Source organism: Geofilum rhodophaeum (assembly GCF_002210225.1).
In the GTDB taxonomy this organism is placed as follows: Bacteria; Bacteroidota; Bacteroidia; order Bacteroidales; family Marinilabiliaceae; genus Geofilum; species Geofilum rhodophaeum.
In genome coordinates this window covers 1-21,435 of record NZ_MWUJ01000030.1, presented here as the reverse complement: position 1 = coordinate 21,435, position 21,435 = coordinate 1, and the positions used below count along the sequence as shown (strand labels likewise).

The 21,435-nt window shown below is 40.6% G+C and carries 12 protein-coding genes; 10 read left to right on the top strand and 2 right to left on the bottom strand.

What is annotated here, in order from left to right; translation table 11 throughout:
- Positions 1 to 259: 259 nt before the first annotated feature.
- The 3 genes from B4W65_RS15985 (at position 260) to B4W65_RS15975 (ending at position 5,062) form a co-directional block, all read left to right on the top strand.
- A complete protein-coding gene (locus B4W65_RS15985; RefSeq protein WP_240509591.1) occupies positions 260 to 985 on the top strand; it encodes a ZIP family metal transporter in 726 nt (241 codons plus the stop codon).
- 170 nt (positions 986 to 1,155) lie between these two features.
- Positions 1,156 to 2,997 carry a metallophosphoesterase gene (locus tag B4W65_RS15980; RefSeq protein WP_088656174.1) on the top strand — a complete coding sequence of 614 codons (1,842 nt, stop codon included), beginning with the start codon at positions 1,156 to 1,158 and terminating at the stop codon, positions 2,995 to 2,997.
- 217 nt (positions 2,998 to 3,214) lie between these two features.
- Complete coding sequence (locus B4W65_RS15975) at positions 3,215 to 5,062, top strand: SusC/RagA family TonB-linked outer membrane protein (protein ID WP_088656173.1); 1,848 nt, start codon at positions 3,215 to 3,217, stop codon at positions 5,060 to 5,062.
- Between the two features lies 1 nt (position 5,063).
- On the opposite strand, the gene B4W65_RS15970 is transcribed toward B4W65_RS15975, so the two are convergent.
- The gene (locus B4W65_RS15970; RefSeq protein ID WP_088656176.1) at positions 5,064 to 6,119 is read right to left on the bottom strand and encodes a transposase; all 1,056 of its coding nucleotides are present in this window, start codon (positions 6,117 to 6,119) and stop codon (positions 5,064 to 5,066) included.
- A complete protein-coding gene (locus B4W65_RS15965; protein WP_088656172.1) occupies positions 6,112 to 6,465 on the bottom strand; it encodes an ISAon1 family transposase N-terminal region protein in 354 nt (117 codons plus the stop codon). Before B4W65_RS15965 ends, B4W65_RS15970 begins: the two co-directional genes overlap by 8 nt.
- A gap of 115 nt (positions 6,466 to 6,580) precedes the next feature.
- Between B4W65_RS15965 and B4W65_RS15960 the strand changes: the two genes are divergently transcribed.
- The 7 genes from B4W65_RS15960 to B4W65_RS15930 form a co-directional block, all read left to right on the top strand.
- Positions 6,581 to 7,753, top strand: coding sequence for a TonB-dependent receptor domain-containing protein (locus B4W65_RS15960; protein WP_205741309.1), 1,173 nt, complete (start codon positions 6,581 to 6,583; stop codon positions 7,751 to 7,753).
- A gap of 73 nt (positions 7,754 to 7,826) precedes the next feature.
- Positions 7,827 to 9,449, top strand: coding sequence for a RagB/SusD family nutrient uptake outer membrane protein (locus B4W65_RS15955; RefSeq protein WP_088656170.1), 1,623 nt, complete (start codon positions 7,827 to 7,829; stop codon positions 9,447 to 9,449).
- A 241-nt stretch (positions 9,450 to 9,690) separates the two neighbouring features.
- Positions 9,691 to 12,000 carry a GH92 family glycosyl hydrolase gene (locus B4W65_RS15950; protein WP_088656175.1) on the top strand — a complete coding sequence of 770 codons (2,310 nt, stop codon included), beginning with the start codon at positions 9,691 to 9,693 and terminating at the stop codon, positions 11,998 to 12,000.
- 5 nt (positions 12,001 to 12,005) lie between these two features.
- Entirely contained in the window at positions 12,006 to 14,312 is a 2,307-nt protein-coding gene (locus B4W65_RS15945; RefSeq protein WP_088656169.1) for a GH92 family glycosyl hydrolase, read from the top strand.
- A 41-nt stretch (positions 14,313 to 14,353) separates the two neighbouring features.
- Positions 14,354 to 16,585, top strand: coding sequence for an alpha-N-acetylglucosaminidase (locus B4W65_RS15940; protein ID WP_088656168.1), 2,232 nt, complete (start codon positions 14,354 to 14,356; stop codon positions 16,583 to 16,585).
- A gap of 1 nt (position 16,586) precedes the next feature.
- Positions 16,587 to 17,822, top strand: coding sequence for an acyltransferase family protein (locus B4W65_RS15935; RefSeq protein WP_088656167.1), 1,236 nt, complete (start codon positions 16,587 to 16,589; stop codon positions 17,820 to 17,822).
- Positions 17,823 to 17,912: 90 nt separating this feature from the next.
- The coding region (locus B4W65_RS15930; protein ID WP_088656166.1) for a hybrid sensor histidine kinase/response regulator at positions 17,913 to 21,435 on the top strand (3,523 nt) is incomplete at its 3' end.

Genomic DNA, 21,435 nt, shown 5'->3' with positions numbered 1-21,435 from the left:
CGGACAGAGTTAATTTTACACTCCCTAAAAAGTAATCAGACCTCAATGTGAAGTCTCTGGTAATAGAGACATGGTGCCAAGCACTAACCGTTGTATGACTATACTTATGCGATCTACTCAATTAGTATTAGTAACGGCACTAATACATAGCCCTTCTGTTTGTAGTATATAATAGGTTGGCATCATCGGCTGTAGAAATTTTCTTACTTTTACAATACGTGGTTGGCCGAAGGCTTTGTTTGACTTGCAATATATAACTATGGAACTAGATTTTCTACTTGAGTACAACCCTGTGGTGCTGGCGCTTTTTGCGACTTTATTCACTTGGGCTGTAACTGCCCTCGGGGCCTCGATGGTTTTTTTCTTTAGAACTATTAATAAAAAGATATTGAATTCTATGCTGGGTTTTGCAGCAGGGGTAATGATAGCGGCTAGCTTTTGGTCGCTGCTTAAGCCTGCCATAGAAATGGCTGAAGCAAGTGGGACCTTGCCCTGGATGCCTGCCCTGATTGGATTCTTAAGTGGTGGAGCATTTTTGTTAATGATTGATAAGATATTGCCTCACTTGCACTTGGGCCTGTCAATAGATAAGGCTGAAGGGGTTAAAACCTCCTGGCAACGGAGTGTGTTGCTGGTGTTGGCTATTACTCTCCATAACATACCTGAAGGACTGGCAGTAGGGGTTGCTTTTGGAGCATTGGCTCATAATCCTGATGCGGGGGTGCTTGCCGGGGCAGTTGCCCTGGCATTAGGAATTGGTTTGCAGAATTTTCCGGAAGTTGCTGCCGTTTCCATTCCTCTAAGAAGAGAAGGTTTCTCAAGGTTAAAGGCTTTTAATTATGGCCAAATGTCTGGGATTGTTGAACCTATTGCCGGAGTAGTTGGGGCATACCTCGTATTGACAATGACCCCTTTGTTGCCCTATGCCCTGTCATTTGCCGCCGGGGCAATGATTTTTGTTGTGGTGGAAGAACATATTCCTTAATCCCAATCTGGTAATGAAACGGACTTTTCGACCATTGGCGCTATGTTGGGTTTTGCCGCAATGATGTTTTTGGATGTTGCATTGGGATGAAAAAACAAGGTTTTCTATTGGTATTCATTGATTTTGTGCATTGGTCCTGTTGAGTAACGATTTTTTGTAAAAGCCTTTCTATGGTACAAAAGCTAAAAGCTTTTCTGGTTACATTTTTACTAATTGGTTTTAGTACATCATGCAAACAGCCACAAGCAGAAGTAAGTCGTGTTCAAATTGCCTTTATGGCCGATGTTCATTTGAGTGATGTTTATGGGGGATTTGAAGACACTAGTTACAAGGGTGTTCTTAACCCGGCCAATCAAAAATACGTCCATATTCGTACTATGAAGTCGCAGCTTCATAGTACGCGTATTTTTAATGAAAACTACTTTGCTTTTAGGGCTGCCCTTGATGATGTTGTAAATAGAAATATTAAGTATGTGGTGCTTCCCGGTGATTTTAGTGATGATGGACAGCCCTACAATATTAGAGGCGTCCATCATATTCTTGAGGCTTATTCGACCACTTATGGCATTCAGTTTTTTGCCATAACAGGAAATCATGACCCGGTAGGTCCTTATGCGACGGAAGCCGGAAAGACCGACTTTTTGGGTGAGGACGGAAAGCCCCAGGCCATCATAAGTGAGGAAGGATTATATAGTCCTGCATCCAGGGATGAAAATCCGGTTGTAGTTACCAAGGATATGCGCAAAATGGGGTATGAGGAGATTGTCAAGGCACTTGGGCGAAATGGTTTCTTACCCCAAGAAAACTATAAATATTGGGAAACCCCCTTTTCTAATTATCACTACGAAGAGTATAGTTATGAGCATGCCTTGGCACAATCGTCTTTGAGTCACAGATCATATGCAGTGGATGGCTCCAATAAAAAACTGCCTGATGTTAGTTATTTGGTAGAACCCGAAGATGGCTTGTGGTTATTGGCCCTTGATGGGAATGTCTTTTTACCTTCCGGGGAGGAGGCTGATTATAAAAAGGCGCCTTTGGAGCGTGGTGGTGAGTATGCCAATATAATTGCCTATAAAAAACATCTGATCAAGTGGGTAGGGGATGTGGTGAAAGAATCAAAAAGGTTAAATAAGACTTTGATTACGTTTAGCCACTACCCAATGGTAGATTTTTATGATGGCGCGGCGCAAGATTTAAAATCCTTATTTGGAGAGGAGAAATGGCAATTACACAGGGTTCCTGATGAGCGTATCGCTGAATTATTTGCGAAGGAAGGCCTAAAACTACATTTTGCCGGTCATATGCATTTGAATGATACCGGACTAAGAAATTTTGGAGAGGGCGCATTTCTGGTTAATATTCAGGTGCCTTCATTGGCTGGATACCCTGCGGCTTATAAGGTTTTAAGCATCAATAGTTCGGACGAAATGGAAATTGAAACTGTTGAGCTGGATTCTGTACCTGGTTTTGATGAGTTTTTTCATTTATATGAAAGAGAGTACGCTTACCTGAATAGTAAAGAGAATGAGGATGTTTGGAGTAAAGAAGTCCTGGGTTCCAAAAGTTATGAGGAATTGATGAATTGGCATTTAAAGGAATTGGTAAGACTGCGTTTTTTAAAAAAGGACTGGCCCAAAGATTTTCGGGATTTTATGCTGAATTCAAATGGACATTCGTTACTCAAATTGGCAGGTGACAATGAGCCTGACTCAACAAAGTATGTAAACTGGAGTGGTTTGGATATGATTTTTGATTTCTACCGGCTCTTAAGTGCTGACCAGTTAGCTTTGGAAGATATCGGAGTAGATAGGCTTGAGCAATATCATACCATTATTCGGGCGGAACTCAGTAAATTGCCCGGTGACAATGTAGATGTGGACCCTTTGAAAGCAGACTTTCATTTATTTATTAAGATTTTTAATAGTTTACTTATTAGTGAACCATCTGATCATTTCATGATCGACATGAAAAAAGGGGAATTATTCGATCTGGAGAAGGATTTTCTTTAATTGAAACTGCAATTGTTAATTATTCCCGCTGTTTGTTGATTTAACAAATGGTTCTTCCTGTACAAATCATTCATGGTCCTATACTGCCCGTTCACAAATAGCTACAAATACCACATTTGTGCTATCTGAATGGATTGTCTAGGTGTTTGAATAGATAATCTAGGTTAAAAAATGTTACTGAATGTATATTTAGATTTCGAAATCTAAATTAAAATCTATGAAACAATTCACTTTAAAATTAGTCATGATAGCCTTTATTTTAGGTTATTCATTTAATGCTTGGGGACAAAGTTTCGAATTGTCCGGTACTGTATTAGATGATCAAGGGTACTCAATGCCGGGTGTCTCTGTTGTAGTTAAAGGAACAACAAGTGGTACGATTACCGACAATGATGGTAATTTTTTATTAAGTGTACCTACAGATGCGAACACTTTGGTTTTTTCTTTTATAGGTTTTGAAACTCTGGAAAAGGCTATTGATGCCAATACAACAAAAATGCAGGTAGCGTTAAGGCCTAGTGTGATTGGCTTAGATGAAGTGGTTGCTGTTGGTTATGGAAAAATGACACGAAAAGATGTTACCAGTTCAATTACAACTATTAGCGCAAAGGACCTGAATAATGGCGTATATAGTGATCCCTCTCAGTTGCTGCAGGGAAAAGTTCCGGGTTTAACCATTACCCAGACATCGGACCCTAATGGTAGCTCATCTATAACCCTGCGTGGTGCTTCTACATTACGTACCGGCGAAGCGCAAGAGCCCTACTATGTTATTGATGGAATTCCGGGTATGTCTTTGTCTCTGATTGCACCAGAGGATATCGAGAGTATTGATGTTTTGCGTGATGCATCGGCAACGGCCATCTATGGTTCAAAAGCGGCCAACGGCGTTATTATTGTTACAACCAAAAAAGGTAATAAAGATGGTAAGACCAATGTGAGTTATAGTAGTTATGTAGCCTCTGACAATGTGCTAAAGAACCTGGACATGATGACGCCAGGGGAACTTCGTGCTTATGCCTCTGCCAACGGTGTTGCTCTTCCCAATGATGAAGGAGGTAACACTGACTGGCAAAAGGAGGTTCAGCGTTCGGCCTTTAGCCACAACCACAACGTTTCAATTAGTGGGGGTGACGAAGTGACGAGTTACAATACCAGTATTAACTATATGGACAAGCAGGGGGTTATCAAGGAGACCGATATGAACCGGCTCATTGCGCGGTCTTTTTTACAAACCACTACCTTGAATGACCGTTTAACCCTGTCATTTAGCCTGAATGGCAGCATTACCAACAATCACAATGTTCCCATGGATACCCAGGGAGCCAGTGTGCTGGATGCCATGAATTATTATTCGCCATTGGTACCGATAAGTAATGAATCTGGCAGTTGGTATGAGAGTTCTGGCATCTCCCAGAATTACAATCCCATGTCATTGATTTACGAGGATGAATACAATACTGAGAGCAAACGCTTACAGGGTATAACCAATGCCTCTTTCAAAATTGTGGATGGTTTGGTTTATAATTTGGGTCTTTCGTATCAAAACGAGCAATTTATCTATAGCAATTATAACACCATAGCTTCTCAGATTTATTCCTCTCAGCATGGTCAGGCAAGTCGCACTGCAGTGGAGAATACCAAAACGGTTTTAGAAACCTATCTCAATTATGACAAAACATTCAAGGACGTTCATAAAATGGGACTTATGGCGGGTTATTCCTGGGAACAGTCTGACAATAATGATGGCTTTGGACTAACGGTTTATAACTTTTACAATGACGCTTTAAAATACTATAATATGGGATATGCCAACAGTATGGATATCTCGGGTATAAATAGTAACCATACGCTTTCCTCTTTGCGGATGATTTCCTTTTATGGTCGTTTTAATTACAGTTATAACAGTAAGTACTTGTTTCAGGCAACAGTGCGTCGCGACGGTAGTTCGGCTTTTGGAAAGAATAATCGTTGGGCGACTTTCCCTTCTGTTTCTGCTTCCTGGCGTTTGGTCGAAGAAAATTTCATAAGAAATTTGGGATCACCCGCAAAAACATGTGTTTAGCTCATGCATAAATTAGAGTTAACCTGTAGAGAAAGAAGTTAACATCAATGACTCCTCTAAGTTGGGCCCTAAAGTGCTTGATTTTCGCATTAAGGGATTCTGCTGATGCATTGGTTGACCGGTTGACAAAGTAGTTCAAGATCTCCTTTTCTCTTTGATAGATTGTTGCTGAAACCGTATTGAATGCGTCATTTTCAAAATCAGTCACTTTGTTATACCACTTCTTTAGTGCCTCTGCCGCCGACTCCTTTGTTGCCATCTTGTTGGAAAAGATCATGCGTAAGGAGTGTGTCAGGCTATAGGCGGTTCTCAGTTTTGGAAAGTACTTAAATAGAAGCTCAGCTCTTAGCTTTTGAGTCTCGGTCCAGTTGTCGGCAGAGGTCATAAGAAGGTATCTGCTGCGTGTAACCAATTCACATAAGGTGTCTCCATTTTCAAGGTATTCGGGTTTATAGGCTTCATTCTTGCGATTAGGTTTCCTGCCACGGTTACTAACCTTATTTTTCTTTCTGCTGACCATTCTCCGATGCAACTTCATTTTGTGCTGCTCTCGATTCTCAATTTCCATTTTGCGCGCCTCACGCTTTATTTGCAGCCTGGTCTCCTGCATAGCCTCATTACATAACTGCTGAACATGAAAGCGATCCAGCGTAATTATGGCATCCGGAAAGCACTTTTCTACAATGGCATGCATGCTGTCAGAAAAGTCCATTGTGACCTCTTTAACCAGCAGGCGCGTTTCAAACGGGAGTGTCTTTACTACTTTAACAACATCGTTTATCTTCGTTCCTTTAACAATAGCAACGATGGTGCCTTTGCGCCCGCGAGCACTCTTGTTTGATATTATCGTGTAGAGCTCTCCTCTGGAAAGTGATGTTTCATCGATACTGAGAGAGGCTCCCATATTCTCAGGAAATAGAAGCCATGATTGCGCATGTTCAGCATCAGACCACTCAGAAAAACCACTTAAATGCTCTTTGTAGGCCCGCTCAAATTGGTCGCCCTGTATAGGATAATAACGCTCAAGAGATCGCCCTGTTATGGGGTGTTTATCCAACAAATTCTTTTAAAAAAGCCGCAAACTCATTGGAGTAGCGGGTGCCCTTACATATCAGGCTCCAATCTCGTGAAACGCTCTGGCCTCGAGCATCAAGCCATCGCCGTCGGCGTAAGTGAAGCACTGCCTGCCTGTCTCGTATAGGGAAATCTCCCATTAGGGATTCAGGATAAAAACCATTTGGCTTAAGCACATCAACATGGTCCGGAGGGATGTTTAGTTCTTCCAGATAGAGGTGAAGACGTTTGTCCTGCTCAACCTTTTCCTCTTCGACTTTCACTAAACTGAACGATTTGCTGATCTCCTCTGGGAGCATCAGTTTGGCTAATTCAATGTAAGCATTCATAGTGGTCTTGTTCGTTGGTACTAAAGCTACAACGCCAAGGTCGAAAAGACAATACAATAATGCTTGATATAGAGTTTAATTCCACAGGTTTTTACTGGTGATCCGAAATTTGAATGTGTTTGATGATTTGAAATTCCGTGTCGGTTATGGAGTCAGTGGAAACTCTCTGGGCTTTGACGCCTTTACAGCCGTCCAAACCTATGGCGCTTCGGGTTGGTTCTCATATACAGATGGAAGTGGAAACGTTTCAGATTATCGTACCCTGGCCGCCACCAGCAATGCCAACCCTGATTTAAAGTGGGAGCGTACCGGCATGCTTAATGTGGGTATGGATTTCGGTTTCTTTAAAAACCGATTGACGGGTACTTTGGAGTATTACAACAAGGAAACTGAGGATTTGATATACAGTTATGCTGTATCTACCAACCGCTATCCTTATGGCAGCATGCTTGCTAATGTGGGCGAGATTAGCAATAAGGGTGTTGAGTTATCTTTAAATATAATACCTGTTCGGACGGCCAACTTTAGTTGGGAGACTTCTTTGAATCTTTCTCAAAACAAGAATGAGGTGGTAAGTCTCTCCAATCAGACTTATTCTGTGGATTACATCAATGCTGGTAACCCAAATATTGGCGGTTACGCTACTGCCAATGTGCAACGCATCATGGAAGGTGAGTCCATAGGCACTTTTTATATGTGGGAATGGGCTGGGTATAATGAAAGCGGTGTGTCTCAATTCTATGTGCATGATCTTGAAACCGGCGAGCGTACAGGAGAATTTACAACCAGTCCACAGGAAACGGACCGGACCAATGTGGGCAGTGCTCAACCGAAGTTGACGTATGGTTGGAACAATACCTTGAAATATAAAAAATGGACGCTAACGGCCTTTATACAGGGAGTTACGGGAAATAAGATTTTGAATTCAACCCGTGCTCAATACAATTACATTGCATTAGTTTCCACGGGAAAAAATGTGTTAAGTGAAGTCGCCACCAATCAGAAATTCTCGGATGTAAATGCACAAGCGCCATCCGATCGCTATCTGGAAGATGGTAAATATTTGCGTCTGTCAACTTTGTCGCTGAATTATGATTTTGGCAGGATAGGCGACCATATTAATGGATTAAGTGTGTATGTTTCAGGCAACAATCTGTTAACACTGAGCGATTATAAAGGACTTGATCCCGAAATATCTTTAGGTGGTCTTACACCAGGTATCGATAGTCGTGAATCTTATTATCCACGTACCCGGACTTTTATGCTTGGCCTAAATATCAACTTTTAATACTCAGTTCTTAGGATAAGAGCCCAAGGCAATGTGTCAATAAACATAGAGGAAGAATTAAAACCTATTAGGAATGAAAAATATAAATTTTAAATTTTTTATATCAGCTGCATTCATAGCCATGGCTGCGAGCAGTTGTACAGATTTGGATGTAGATATAAAATCACAATATACTTCTTATCCAAATTCGGAAATAGCCGTAGAAGCAAAAACGTCAGACGTCTATTATGCTTTTCGCGGGATGTTAGGTCGTCGTTACAATGAGGCCATGACGCTTTCCTCTGATGAGTGTACGGGGGTGAGTTTTGATGGAGACTACTATGACTCTGGCAACTATGCACATCCTAGTTTGCATAACTTCAAGGCCGATGATGCATGTATTGGATATTGGCCGGACTTGTCGAGCGGTATCACTAAGTGCAACCAGGTGATTGTTGATTTGGGAGGGGATGATGCAGAAGTGGTTGCTCCGGTACGTGCCATTCGTGCTTTCTATCATTTCATTTTGATGGATAGTTATGGAGATGTTCCTATTTTAGATCATGTGCTGGATGCGGATGAGGTTTTGGATCGCAGCGCTCGTGCGGATGTTGCTGAATGGATCGAGTCTGAATTATTGGCTATTCGTGACAATATGCCGACAGCGGTGGACGCTTCCACTTATGGTAAGCCTACTTATTGGATGGTGAATGCGCTCCTGGCTAAGCTGTATATTAACTGGAATGTTTATACAAAGGATGTTACCAGTTCCAGCTGGTCGGCGACTTCGTCCAATGAAAAATTGGATGATTGTGTGGCTGTTTGTGATGAAATTATTCAATCGGGACTTTTTGATCTTAGTGATGATTATCTGGAGAAGTTTTATCCTACCAATGGCCCCGGTATTAAAGATTTTATTTATGCCATGCCTTATACGGCGGTAAATCAGGATGGCATGACCTATGCTCGTTTTCGAACATGGCGCAAGGGAGATACAGATGGGAATAACGGGCCTGGTCTTTATGGAATGGTGGTCACCAAATCAGTTGGTGGTAACCTGGCAGTTAATCCTGAATTTGCAGCACTGTTTAATTTGGAGGGAGATCGGCGCAAGGATGCACTGTTTAAAGATGCTTTGTATCAGTACGATCCGTCGTCTTATATGAAAACAAACACGCCTTTCTTATACAAAGATGAGCAAGTGGTTTTGACTCAGGAAATCACACTAAAGGTGGAGGATGAAAACCTGAATGTGGGTAATGCAGTTTCAGGATGGTCACAGGGCTATCGCTTCAATAAGTTCATAATGGATCCCAATGCTTTTGGATTGTATAATCGTTCTCAGGACAATGATGTACCCATCTTCCGTTATGCAGATATTCTTCTTATTAAGTGCGAAGCCATTCTTCGTGGTGCTGCAACCACCCATGGTGATACGCCAATGGGACTGTTTAATCAGATACGTTCGTATGTTAATGCACCTGCTATCACTTCAAACCCTACTCTGGATGAACTGCTGGATGAACGTGGACGTGAATTTTTTGATGAAAACTGGCGTCGTAATGACTTAATCCGATTTGGACGCTTCGAGGATGACTGGGGATTCAAAAACACCATCAATCCAAGTGCCAAAACGGATTATACCAAACGTATATTTCCAGTTCCGACAGGGGTTTTGAACGAGAACACGAACTGGACTCAAAATGCTGGATATTAAGTTTTAGGGGTTAGGTTGAAGGAGGGTGTTCCTCAAAACATCCTCCTTTTTATGGATTCAATCCTTCCCAAAGTGGGAAAAAGGAGGCTGTCACTTAATAAATATTGGAGGGTGCAAAAACGATTTTTGATCGTTTTTGGGGTGGAGCAGTATGGCCCTGTATTTTGTCATTTTCAAATTAAATCAATATTCCAAAATGCCGACGAAACATAAGGTTTTGATATATGTCTTTAAGTGTAATATGATCCAAATTTTAGGGGTTCTGTTATGTGTTTTTTGGGGAGTGTCATGTGAAATTGTGAAGACAACAAAAGCCTCAGAGAGTCAGGTGGTCGATAAAGTATACCCCTTGCTTGACACAAAGCATTCCCGGTGGTTCTATTTTTCTTCTGCTTCCCGTCCTTTTGGGATGGTAAATCTTAGTCCGGATACCGAAACGGATGGGGCCTGGGGAAGTGGATATAGATATAACACGGATACTGTAAAAGGTTTTAGTCATGTGCATGCCTGGCAATTGGCAGGACCTTCGATTATGCCCATTAATCCAGATTTAATCGAGCCCGGCCGTTTATTCCGGGATTATTATTCCGGTTTTAGTCATGAAACAGAAGAGATATTTCCGGGCTATCACCAACTGTTTTTAGATCGGTTTCAAATAAAAGCAGAATTAACATCGACTAAGCGCGTGGGTTTTCATCGTTATACCTCTGCTGAAAATATCGCAATACTCTTTAATTTAAATGGACAATTGGGGCCAAGCTACATGAATAAGGGGGTGTTAAAAAGATCTGGAAAGTCGGACCTTTTTATCGGTGAGGTAACCAATCAGCCTACCTTTCGCCGTCCCAAACCTAGCACCGTATTTTTTGCCGTCAAATTTAACCGATCCGTTGAAAGAATAGAACAAGATCCTGCCTCAGGGAATTATGTCGTTTATTTTAAAAAGGTCAAATCTCAACCCTTACTGGTGAAGTTGGCGATATCTTATACTTCTGTCGAAAACGCCGAAATTAATTTAAAGGAAGAATTAGCTGGTTGGAATTTTGATCAGGTAGTTAAGGCATCGAGAAAAGAATGGAATGGTTTATTGTCACGAATTGAAATTGAAGGAGGCTCCACTGAACAACAACAAAGATTTTATACCGATTTGTGGCATGCTTTACTCGGTCGCAGGGTCATTAGTGACGTAAATGGTGCTTATCCCGATAATACTGGAGATGATTTTAGGGTAGGACAACTTCCAGTGAATGAAAAAGGAATGCCCTTATTCAATCATTATAATTCTGATTCGTTTTGGGGTGCTCAATGGACCATCAATACGCTTTGGGGATTGGTTTATCCGGATATAATGGAAGAGTTTGCTCATTCACTGATGCAGTATTACAAAGATGGTGGGTTAATACCCAGAGGTCCTTCCGGAGGGAATTATACTTATGTAATGACAGGAGCTTCCTCTAACCCTTTTATTATAAGTGCCATTCAAAAAGGCATAATCAAAGAGGATTTAGATAGTATTTATCTGGCGCTAAAGAAAAATCAAATGCCTGGTGGTGTTATGGAGAAGGCTGGATATGAGCATGATACCAGTTATGGAGGTGGTTTGTCCCATTACATCGAAAATGGATATGTCCCTTATCCCCTGTCGGACATTATTTATGGTTCGCACCAGGATGGAACCAGTCAGACCTTGGAATATGCTTATCAGGATTGGGCCTTGGCTCAGTTAGCGGAGAAGTTGGATCATGCAGAAGATGCTCAGTATTTTATAAGCCGGAGTTCCAACTATGTAAATGTGTTTGATACTATTAGTGGTTGGATGCGACCAAAGAATAAAGAAGGAGAATGGAAAGAAGATTTTGATCCTTACCTCCTTGAAAATGGATTTATTGAAGCGAATGGTGCACAAAATACGTGGTTTGTTCCGCATGATGTTTCAGGGCTAAGTGCTTTGATGGGTGGAGATGAGGCTGCTTCTGAGAAACTAAACAGGGCATTTACCGAGGCTGAAAAACTTGGTTTTACCGCCGGGTCTTCACATGATAAGGAGACGTATCCTGAATATAGTCGCATTCCTATTAATTATGGCAATCAACCTTCCATTCATACCGCCTACCTGTTTAATTACTTGGATAAGCCCTGGTTAACCCAATATTGGTCTCGAAGAGTGGTGATGGAAGTTTATGAAGGTGTGAGTCCTCAAAATGGGTACAACGGTGATGAGGATCAGGGCTTGATGGGCTCTTTAGCTGTATTAATGAAAATGGGGTTGTTTTCCATGAAGGGTGGATGTTCACTTGAACCCCAATTGGAAATTGGAAGTCCCGTCTTTGATAAAATTGTCATTCATCTCCATCCAGGGTATTATCCGGGAAAGACATTTACCATTGAAACGAAGAACAACTCTGAAAAGAACTATTTTATTCAATCAGGATCTTTGAACGGAGCGGAGGTAAACTTTTATATGATTCCGCAACAGACGATTACTGACGGGGGAACTTTGGTTCTGCAAATGGATAGTGTTCCAAATAAAAACTGGGGATTAAAACAATAGGATTCATGCTTAGATTAAAAGAGAAAGTTATAGGGATTATTCTGTTTTCGTGGTTGTTTTGTTTCGCCATGCAGTCGCAGAATTACCAGTATGTAGATCCACTGATTGGATCTGAGGGATTGGGCAATGTTTTTATTGGCCCTTCAACCCCATACGGCATGGTAAAACCCGGACCTGATAACGATGTGGGTGCCAATAGCGGTTATTCTGCAGATCCAAATAAGGAGATTTTTGGATTCAGCCAGCTCCATGTAAGTGGTACTGGCGGTGGACCAAAATATGGGAATATTTCTGTGCTGCCTTTTTCATCAGATATAAACGCCCTTTCGACAGATCAGGCATCACCCAGAAGTGATGAGCAAGTTAGGCTTGGCTATTACAGTGTGATGCTTGACAGGTGGCATATTCAAACCCAAATTACTACGGCTGACAGGGCCGCTTTTTACCATTTTTCATTTCCAGAGGGAGCCAATCGATTCGTTAAAATTGATTTGGGACAATTTTTAGGTGAACCATCCATCCCAAATCCGGAGGCACGGGAAGCGCAACAATTTGTCAGCTCCGAGATTGAAATTGTGTCTGATAATGAGGTCCGTGGTTATAGCCGGATACGTGGCGGATGGAATAATGGGGGGGCTTATACCGTTTATTTTTCCGCTGTGTTTGATCAGCCGATTTCCAGTTTTTTCACATGGAAAGGAGAGGAGCTGTATCCTGATCAAAAGATTCAAATGGATACAGGTGATAAGACGGGTGCCCTATTGGTTTTTGAAGGAGCCAATGATGATGTACAAATGAAAATAGGTATTTCCTTTTTAAGTTCGTTAAAGGCAAGGGCAAATATAGATGAGGGAATACCTCATTGGGATTTTAATCAAACGCTTAGCCAGGTGCAGGAGAAATGGGAAACGATTTTTAAACGGTTGGAAGTAAATGCGGATGCCAGCTCTGATTTGAAAACCATGCTCTATACAGGTTTGTATCATACCATGCTCATGCCTGTAGATAGAACCGGCGAAAATCCCCTTTGGGAAAATACCGGCCCTTACTATGATGATTTTTATGCCATCTGGGATACCTACCGGTCATCCAGTCCCTTAATTACCTTGTTAACACCCGCTCGTCAGGTGGATATTATTAATGCCATGCTGGAGATCTATAAGCGGGAGGGGTATATGCCAGATGCCCGCAGTGGCAATTATAACGGAAGAACCCAGGGGGGATCAAACGGAGAAGTGGTGATGGCCGATGCTTTTGTAAAGGGCTTGCAGGGCATCAATTACAAATTGGCATTAGATGCCATGCTAAAAGACGCGACTATTCCTCCGGGGGGTAGTGAGGAGAAAGAAGGGCGCGGTGGTTTGACGGATTATAATCGATTAGGCTATGTTTCTACTGATTTTGTCCGGGCAGGCAACCGAACCCTTGAATATGCCTATAATGATTATTGTTTGGCAATAGTAGCAAAAAACATAAAACGCAGAGGTGAATATTGGCGGTTTATAAAGCAGGCAGATAACTGGCAAAATCTTTGGCGCGATATTGAAGACCACGGATCACGAGGTTTTATTATGCCCAAAGATGCGCATGGAAATTGGGTGGAGAGTATTCAATGCAATGCTCAATATGGCAGGGTGAGTTACGTGCCTTATACACCTGTAATGCAGGATTGGCCTATTTGTGTATGTTGGTGGTGTGGCTTCTTTTATGAAGCCAGCTCATGGGAATACTCTTTGTCGGTTCCTCATGATGTGGCTAAATTAGTGCAGTTGACGGGCGGAAGAGTAGCCTTTCAAAAAAGGTTGGATACCTTGTTTGACAAAGGCCTTTACAATGTGGCCAATGAGCCATCTTTCCTAAGTCCGAATTTGTATCATTGGATTGGACGGCCGGATTTGAGCAATGAACGCATTCACGCCATTATTGATCAAAACTACGATAGCAGTCCCGATGGAATACCTGGTAATGATGATTCAGGAGCCATGTCATCCTGGCTGGCATTTCACATGATTGGTTTATACCCCAATGCTGGACAATCGTACTATTTAATTAATGCGCCTTATTTTGAAAAAACAACCATCCATCAGGAGAATGGTAAGGATTTTATTATTGAGGCCAGAAATTTCTCTTCAACAAATACACATATCCAATCGGCACAGCTAAATGGGGTCGATTATATCAAATCATGGATTGAGCATCGTGATATCGTTAAAGGCGGGACTTTGGTTTTAAATATGGGCGCAACACCTTCCGAAAAATGGGGAACAGAAATATTACCGCCTTCCTTTTCGGACAGTGAGTTATTGGATTGAATGGGCGGTTGAGATACTATTAATTTTAAAAAAGAAACCACATGAGAGTTATAGGGCATCTTCTATTGATTTGGGGCCTTGGCAGTGTCCTTATTGGTTGCACGACTCCTTCAAGTCCCCTTGCCAACCAATCTTTTGCTGATGATTTGATAAAAAGAATAGTTCCGGAATATACCGATCAATTTGTAGTGGAACTTTTGCCCTCTGATTCTACAGATTGGTTTGAAATAGAATCGGTTAATAATCAAATCGTTTTGAGAGGAAACAATGGCGTCTCCATTGCCTCGGCTTTGTATTATTATTTGAGAGAATTTGGGCATTGCCAAATCACATGGAATGGCACCAATTTAAATCTGCCGGAGATCCTTCCTTTAGTTCAGGAGAAGATTCGTAAGGACAGTCCTTACGAGTACCGTTACTATCTGAATTACTGTACGTTTAATTATAGTATGAGTTGGTGGGACTGGGAGCGCTGGGAAAAGGAAATAGATTGGATGGCTTTGCACGGAATAAATATGCCCCTGGCCATCACGGGACAGGAATATATCTGGGATCAGGTCTATCGGTCCTATGGCTTTACCGATGAGGATTTAGATCCTTTTTTTAGTGGTCCGGCTTACTTTTCATGGTTTTGGATGGGAAATCTGGATGGTTGGGGTGGACCTTTGCCTAAGCGTTGGAAGGAAAGTCATAAAGATTTACAGCTTAAAATACTTCAACGTGAGCGTGAATTGGGCATGAAGCCTGTATTGCCGGCATTTACTGGTCATGTGCCGGCCTCTTTTAAAAAGTATTTTCCGGAGGCCAAATTAAAACGAACCAATTGGGGGAACGATTTTGAGGATACTTACATTTTGGATGCCGGAGATGCTTTATTTGCCGAAATCGGCAAAAAAATTCTGGAAGTTCAGTCAGAGGTATATGGAACCGATCATTTGTACTCTGCCGATACTTTTAATGAGAATGAACCGCCCACAGATGATCCGGAATATTTAGCCGAGCTCAGTAAAAAAATATTTGAAGGCATGACGTCTGTCGATCCTGAAGCTGTCTGGGTAATGCAGGGTTGGTTATTTTATAGCCACCGCGATTTTTGGAGAGCTCCTCAGATTAAAGGCTTGTTGAGTACCATACCTGATGACCGGATGATTATTCTTGATTTGGCAGCAGAAATAGAGCCCGTCTGGAAAAGGACCGATGCATTTTACGGCAAGCAATGGATTTGGAATATGCTTCATAATTTCGGGGGTAATATCAGTATGTTCGGACGAATAGAAAATGTGGCCCATAATCCAGCAGAAGCCTTACATGATGAAAATTCGGGTCAATTTAAAGGGATAGGATTAACCATGGAAGCCATTGAACAAAACCCTGTTTTGTATGAATTAATGACCGACAATACCTGGAGGGATACGCCCATTGACCTTGAATCCTGGTTAAAAGGGTACCTGAAAAACAGATATGGAAGAACAACTCCGGATTTGGAAAAGGCATGGCAAATTTTGGTTCAAACGGTGTATAATGGTCAAGTTATCAGAGACGGGGCTGAGTCAATTATTGTGGCCCGACCAACATTGGAAGGTTATAGAAGGTGGGCCCGTACTAAATTAAATTATGCACCGGAAGATCTGTTGCCTGCCTGGGATTTATTTGTTCAATCGGTGGATGGTGGAGATCAGTACGAGGGTTTTCTTTACGACCTTGTAGATCTTACCCGTCAGGTTTTAGCCAATTATGCCTTGCCCGTGCAACAACAGATGGCTCTGGCCTTCAAAAATAAGGACAAGGAGAAATTTGAGCAGTATAGCAAAGAATTGCTTGTGCTCATTGAAGATTTGGATCGTTTATTGGCTACCCAAAAAGATTTTATGCTGGGTCCCTGGCTGGCAGATGCCCGTGAATGGGGATCTGCTGTAGAAGAAAAAGATTTGTATGAGCAAAATGCGAGAGATTTAATAACATTATGGGGAGATGCTGATAACAGGTTGCACGAATACAGTAACCGTCAATGGAGTGGTTTATTAAACGATTTTTATAAACCGCGTTGGGAGCAATTTATTTCTCAGGCAAAAACCGATTGGGATGATTTCGATCAAAAGACCTTTGATGAACAAATCAAAAAATGGGAATGGCAATGGGTGTTGTCAACGAATGAATTTCCTGTCAATCCAGAGGGAAATGCATATGAAATTGCGCTTGAATTGCATGAAAAGTACCGGGATAAGATTGTCCCCTTAAACAACATCCAACCCCAGATAGATTATAATTATTAGTATGAACGGAGCTATTAAAATAAAGCAGGAACGTTTTCTTTCTCTGGATGTGTTTAGAGGGCTAACAATAGCTTTAATGATTTTGGTTAATACACCCGGAACAGGAGCACAAATCTACGATTATTTAATTCATGCTCAATGGTTCGGCTTTACTCTAGCGGATTTGGTTTTTCCTTCCTTTTTATTTGCAGTAGGAAATTCCATGAGTTTTTCCATGCTTAAGATGAAGCAGGCTCCTGTCAGGGAGGTATGGTTTAAAATTATTAAGAGAACCCTGATTATATTCATTTTGGGCTATTTAATGTATTGGTTTCCATTCTTTGAAATGAGTGAATCCGGAGCCTTAATGCTTAAACCTTTCTCAGAAACGAGAATTATGGGCGTGTTACAACGAATTGCTCTTTGTTATTTCTTTGCGTCTCTTATCTTTTATTTCTTTTCTGAGAATGTTGCTGTTCTTATCTCAGTTGGTATTCTTCTTGGTTATTGGTTGATTTTATATGTGTTTGGAGAACAGGGTCTTGAATTAGGGGTGGCTACCAATGCAATAGCTAAGTTTGATTTATCTGTTTTAGGTTTAGGGCATATGTATCAAAGAGACAGTATCCCCTTTGATCCGGAGGGCTTGCTGAGTACCTTGCCTGCCATTGTCAATGTTGTTTTGGGGTATATAGCCGGGAGTTTTATTCAAAAGAAGGGGAAATCCTTTGAAGGTATTTCCAAGCTTTTAATGGTGGGTTTTGCCCTGACTTCTCTAGCTCTATGGTGGGATTTAATTTTTCCAATTAGTAAGAAGTTATGGACCAGTCCCTTTGTGCTTTACACTGTAGGCCTCGATTTGGCCATCATGGCCATCCTGATATATTTTGTTGAGATAAATAAAGTGAACGCGGGTGTTTCATCTCATGAAAGGTCTCTGTCCTTTCTGGGTCTTCGATGGAACGCTTCTATAATGACTTCCCTGTTTGAGCGAATTTCTTCAGGTTTCGTTTCATTTTTTGATGTATTTGGAAAAAATCCTCTGTTTATTTATTTGTTTTCAGAGTTGTTTTTCATAACCCTTTGTCTGATTCCCGTCGGAAAGGGCCTAAATGCATTTGAGTGGGTTAGTGAAAGTATATTTCAAAATATAGCTCCGGGTGCTTTTGGTTCCCTTTTAACTGCCATTGCCTATATGCTAATTTGTTGGCTGTTAGGCTACGTGTTGCATAAGAAGCACTTGTATATTAAAATATAGTCAATGATCTGTTATTGCCAATCTTAAATCTATCGTCTTTGTTTTTTATTCAATACTTTTAAGGTGGAGAAAAAAATATATCCAATCCACATGAAGAAGACCTGCAGAATTATATTGCTTTTTTCGTCGTTACTTTTTAATGGTGTTGATGCTGAAGAAATTAAGTTGGAGCATTATAGTAGAGAAAATGGTCTTTCACATAACTCTGTTCGTCATATTGTACAAGACGAACATGGATTACTTTGGCTAGGTACTTTTAAAGGTTTAAATAGTTTTGATGGCCAGAGGTTTACTTCTTATTTAAGCAGTTCGAGATCAGTCAATAGGATTAATAACGATGATATTACTGCCTTAGAGATCGATGAAGATTCTGATGTTATGTGGATTGGTACCCGGGAGGGACTGACAAAATTCGATTTGCGCACGCATCAGTTCACGACATTTCTTCATGAAAAGGACCATCCCAATTCCATTCCGGATTCTGAAATCAGATCCATCTATATGGATCATTTTAATCGAATATGGGTGGGTACAAAAGATGCTGGATTGTGTATTTATGATGAACGAACCAATGAGTTTTCAAGTGTTCCATTGGATGGATTTACTTATATCAAATCCCTATTTGAAGATATAAATGGTCATGTTTGGGTGGGCAGTTTTGATACGGGCGGCATTTCAAAAATAACGCTTGGTAAAAATGGTGAGATTGTTGATATTCAATTGTATGACTTGTTAGGTGAGGGCACCAATATCATCAATCCGTATGTTTATTTTATTTTTCAGGACGATAAATCCGATCTTTTTATTGGAACCAGAGAGGGGTTGTTTAAATGGAATAAACAAGAGGATACATTTGAGTTACAGCCTATTCATGATTCTACATTCAGAGAAACCATTGGGCCTTATTTTGTTTGTATTGCCAGGGCTCCGGATGGCAAATATTGGTTGGGAACTATTGGTGGTATTATTGTGTGTGACCGTTTGGAAGATATTGCGAAAGGCCATTTTAAATGGTATTATTCCAAGCGATCAGAAAAAACATCGTTGGTTGATAATTCTGTTTCTGCTCTGTATTTCGACAACTCCGATTTGTTATGGATTGGTACAGATAATGGATTGGATAAATTTGATCCCTTTAGAAATCAATTTAAAACAATCAATTCCTTTTCTTTAATTGTGGATGGTGTAATTCCACGAATATCTGATTACGCCCAAACGTATGACGATCGCTTGATGGTGGCCACACACAATAGTGGTTTGTTTTTGAAGGACAAAGACCAATTTAAAGTTGTTGATAGAGTGTGTGTTGATATATCGGGGATGTATACCCCTGATGGGAAAGTCTTTTATTGTGGTTTATGGTCAGGTAAAATAGGGGTGTACAACTACGTATCAAAAACCTCTCAATTATTGGACCTTGGGTTTAAGTCAGTACCCGTTTTTGCTTTTAAAGAATTGGCAAATGGAAATTTAATTATAGGCTCTCATGGTAGTGGAGCAGTTGAATTAAATCCACAAACGTTGAAGATTGACGCCACCCTTCAAAAAAAGTTTCCTCATATAGAAATCAATCAAGTAACAGAGTCTGAGGACGGAATTATATGGATAGCTGCCGAAAACGGGGTTATATCCTATAATTCAGAAAATCATCAAACCAAAGTATACAATTCAAAAGATGGAAAAATTGAAGGCTTATCAAACAATAGTGCCAAGGCTATATGTATGGATGACTCCGGAAAGATTTGGGTTTCAACCCGATTGGGGTTGAATTATTATGAGCCCGATATCGATGATTTTATCCAGGTAGCAAATCCTCAGGAATTAAGAGAAAATTGGATTACCGATATCAAGAAGGACGAAAATGGGAATTTGTGGCTTAACTTAAACAATGGTGAAGTAGGGCGCTTTAATCCCATAGATAATAGTCTGATAACCTATGATGTGGGTAGTGGTAACCGCTTAGATGTTTTTAGTAATAAGGGATTTTTATTGTTTAGGGATTCGTTAGTATATGTAACAGGTAAGGATGAAATCATCTATTTTTCAATGAATGATCTCAAAGATAATTTAAGTGCAGACCATCCATTTATTAGCGAAGTTAAAGTCCAGAACAAGACGGTATTACCTGGTGATGTGGTTAATGGTCAAGTGGTTTTGGATGAGGATATTAATTATTCTCGAAGCATGGAGCTGGAGTATGTTAACAGGAATTTTTCGTTGTCCTTTTCTTCGCCATCCTATGCCAATACGAGGTTAAATAAGTTTGAGTATATCTTGGAAGGTTTTGATGAAGATTGGATAACAGTCGACAATAACGCAACCAATATTCAATATACCAATTTGTATCCTAATACCTATGTTTTTAAAATCAGGTCTGCCAATAGCAGTGGGCATTGGAGCGATATTTCAGCCTATAAAATAAAAATTAAATCGCCTTTTTGGTTGACCTATAAAGCCATCCTTTTAACCTTGATCTTTTTGGTGTTTCTGATTTATCTTGTGCAACGTCAATTAAAAAAAAGTTGGATGTTGAAGCAGGAGTTGTTGATGGAGAAAGTCCATCGCGAAAGGGAGGACAAGCTGAATCATGAAAAATTGCGCTTTTTTACCAATATATCGCATGAATTGAGAACACCGATTTCTTTGATTTTAGGTCCGGCCAAGCAATTGGCCGAAGAAGGGTTAAATACGGATTATCAAAAAAGCAGGATTGGGTTGATATTGAAAAATTCAAACAGGTTGTATAATCTGGTTAATCAACTGCTTGATTTTAGACAAGCTCAAAAGGGTGAGCTGAAACTTAAAGTGTCCAAAACAGATATTCTTTTATACTCAAAAAATATTTTTCACTCTTTTGACGGTTTGGTTAAGGAAAAGAAAATTGCCTATCATTTAATCTGTGAGTATGATGAGCTAATTGGATGGCTTGACGGGGATAAATACGATAAGATCTTATACAACCTCCTATCCAATGCTATCAAATTTACCAATAAATACGGCTTTGTGGATTTGTTTTTGGGCGTTAATATCAATGAAAAGGGTTTTAGAAAGTTAATTGTTGAGGTCAGTGATGATGGAATCGGGATTCCACAGGATAGTCAAAATAAGATATTTAAGCGGTTTTATCAGGTTGAAAGGACCAAAGGCGAGCATACAGGAAGTGGCATAGGTTTGTCTTTAGTCCATTCATTGGTCAATGTACATAAATCGACAATAAAGCTAAAAAGTGCCCCTGAAAAAGGAAGTGTTTTCACCATTGAAATCCCCATTGATAAAGCCTTTTATGAAGAAGACGAGATTTTTGATTTTGAACTGAAGCCTACAGATTCAATACTTCCAATAACCTCTGAGATAAGAACGAAAACCTTCTCCACAGAATTAAAAGAAAAAGTGTTAATAATTGAAGACAATAAGGAGTTGAGGGATTATATAGGCGATTTTCTTTCAGATGATTACAAGGTTTATAAAGCGGAAAATGGAGAGGAAGGGCTGCAGATTTGCCGGCATGTAAAACCCATCGTTTGTATTGCAGATGTAATGATGCCAGTAATGGACGGTTTTGAGTTTTGTAAAGCGCTTAAGAATGATGGTAAGCATTCGGTCTGCCACGTAT

Bases quoted from the DNA above. Each gene is read 5' to 3' on its own strand.
- B4W65_RS15975 (WP_088656173.1), top strand. From the start codon at position 3,215: ATGAAACAATTCACTTTAAAATTAGTCATGATAGCCTTTATTTTAGGT.
- B4W65_RS15945 (WP_088656169.1), top strand. From the start codon at position 12,006: ATGCTTAGATTAAAAGAGAAAGTTATAGGGATTATTCTGTTTTCGTGG.
- B4W65_RS15940 (WP_088656168.1), top strand. From the start codon at position 14,354: ATGAGAGTTATAGGGCATCTTCTATTGATTTGGGGCCTTGGCAGTGTC.
- B4W65_RS15965 (WP_088656172.1), bottom strand. From the start codon at position 6,465: ATGAATGCTTACATTGAATTAGCCAAACTGATGCTCCCAGAGGAGATC.
- B4W65_RS15950 (WP_088656175.1), top strand. From the start codon at position 9,691: ATGATCCAAATTTTAGGGGTTCTGTTATGTGTTTTTTGGGGAGTGTCA.
- B4W65_RS15955 (WP_088656170.1), top strand. From the start codon at position 7,827: ATGAAAAATATAAATTTTAAATTTTTTATATCAGCTGCATTCATAGCC.
- B4W65_RS15935 (WP_088656167.1), top strand. From the start codon at position 16,587: ATGAACGGAGCTATTAAAATAAAGCAGGAACGTTTTCTTTCTCTGGAT.
- B4W65_RS15980 (WP_088656174.1), top strand. From the start codon at position 1,156: ATGGTACAAAAGCTAAAAGCTTTTCTGGTTACATTTTTACTAATTGGT.
- B4W65_RS15985 (WP_240509591.1), top strand. From the start codon at position 260: ATGGAACTAGATTTTCTACTTGAGTACAACCCTGTGGTGCTGGCGCTT.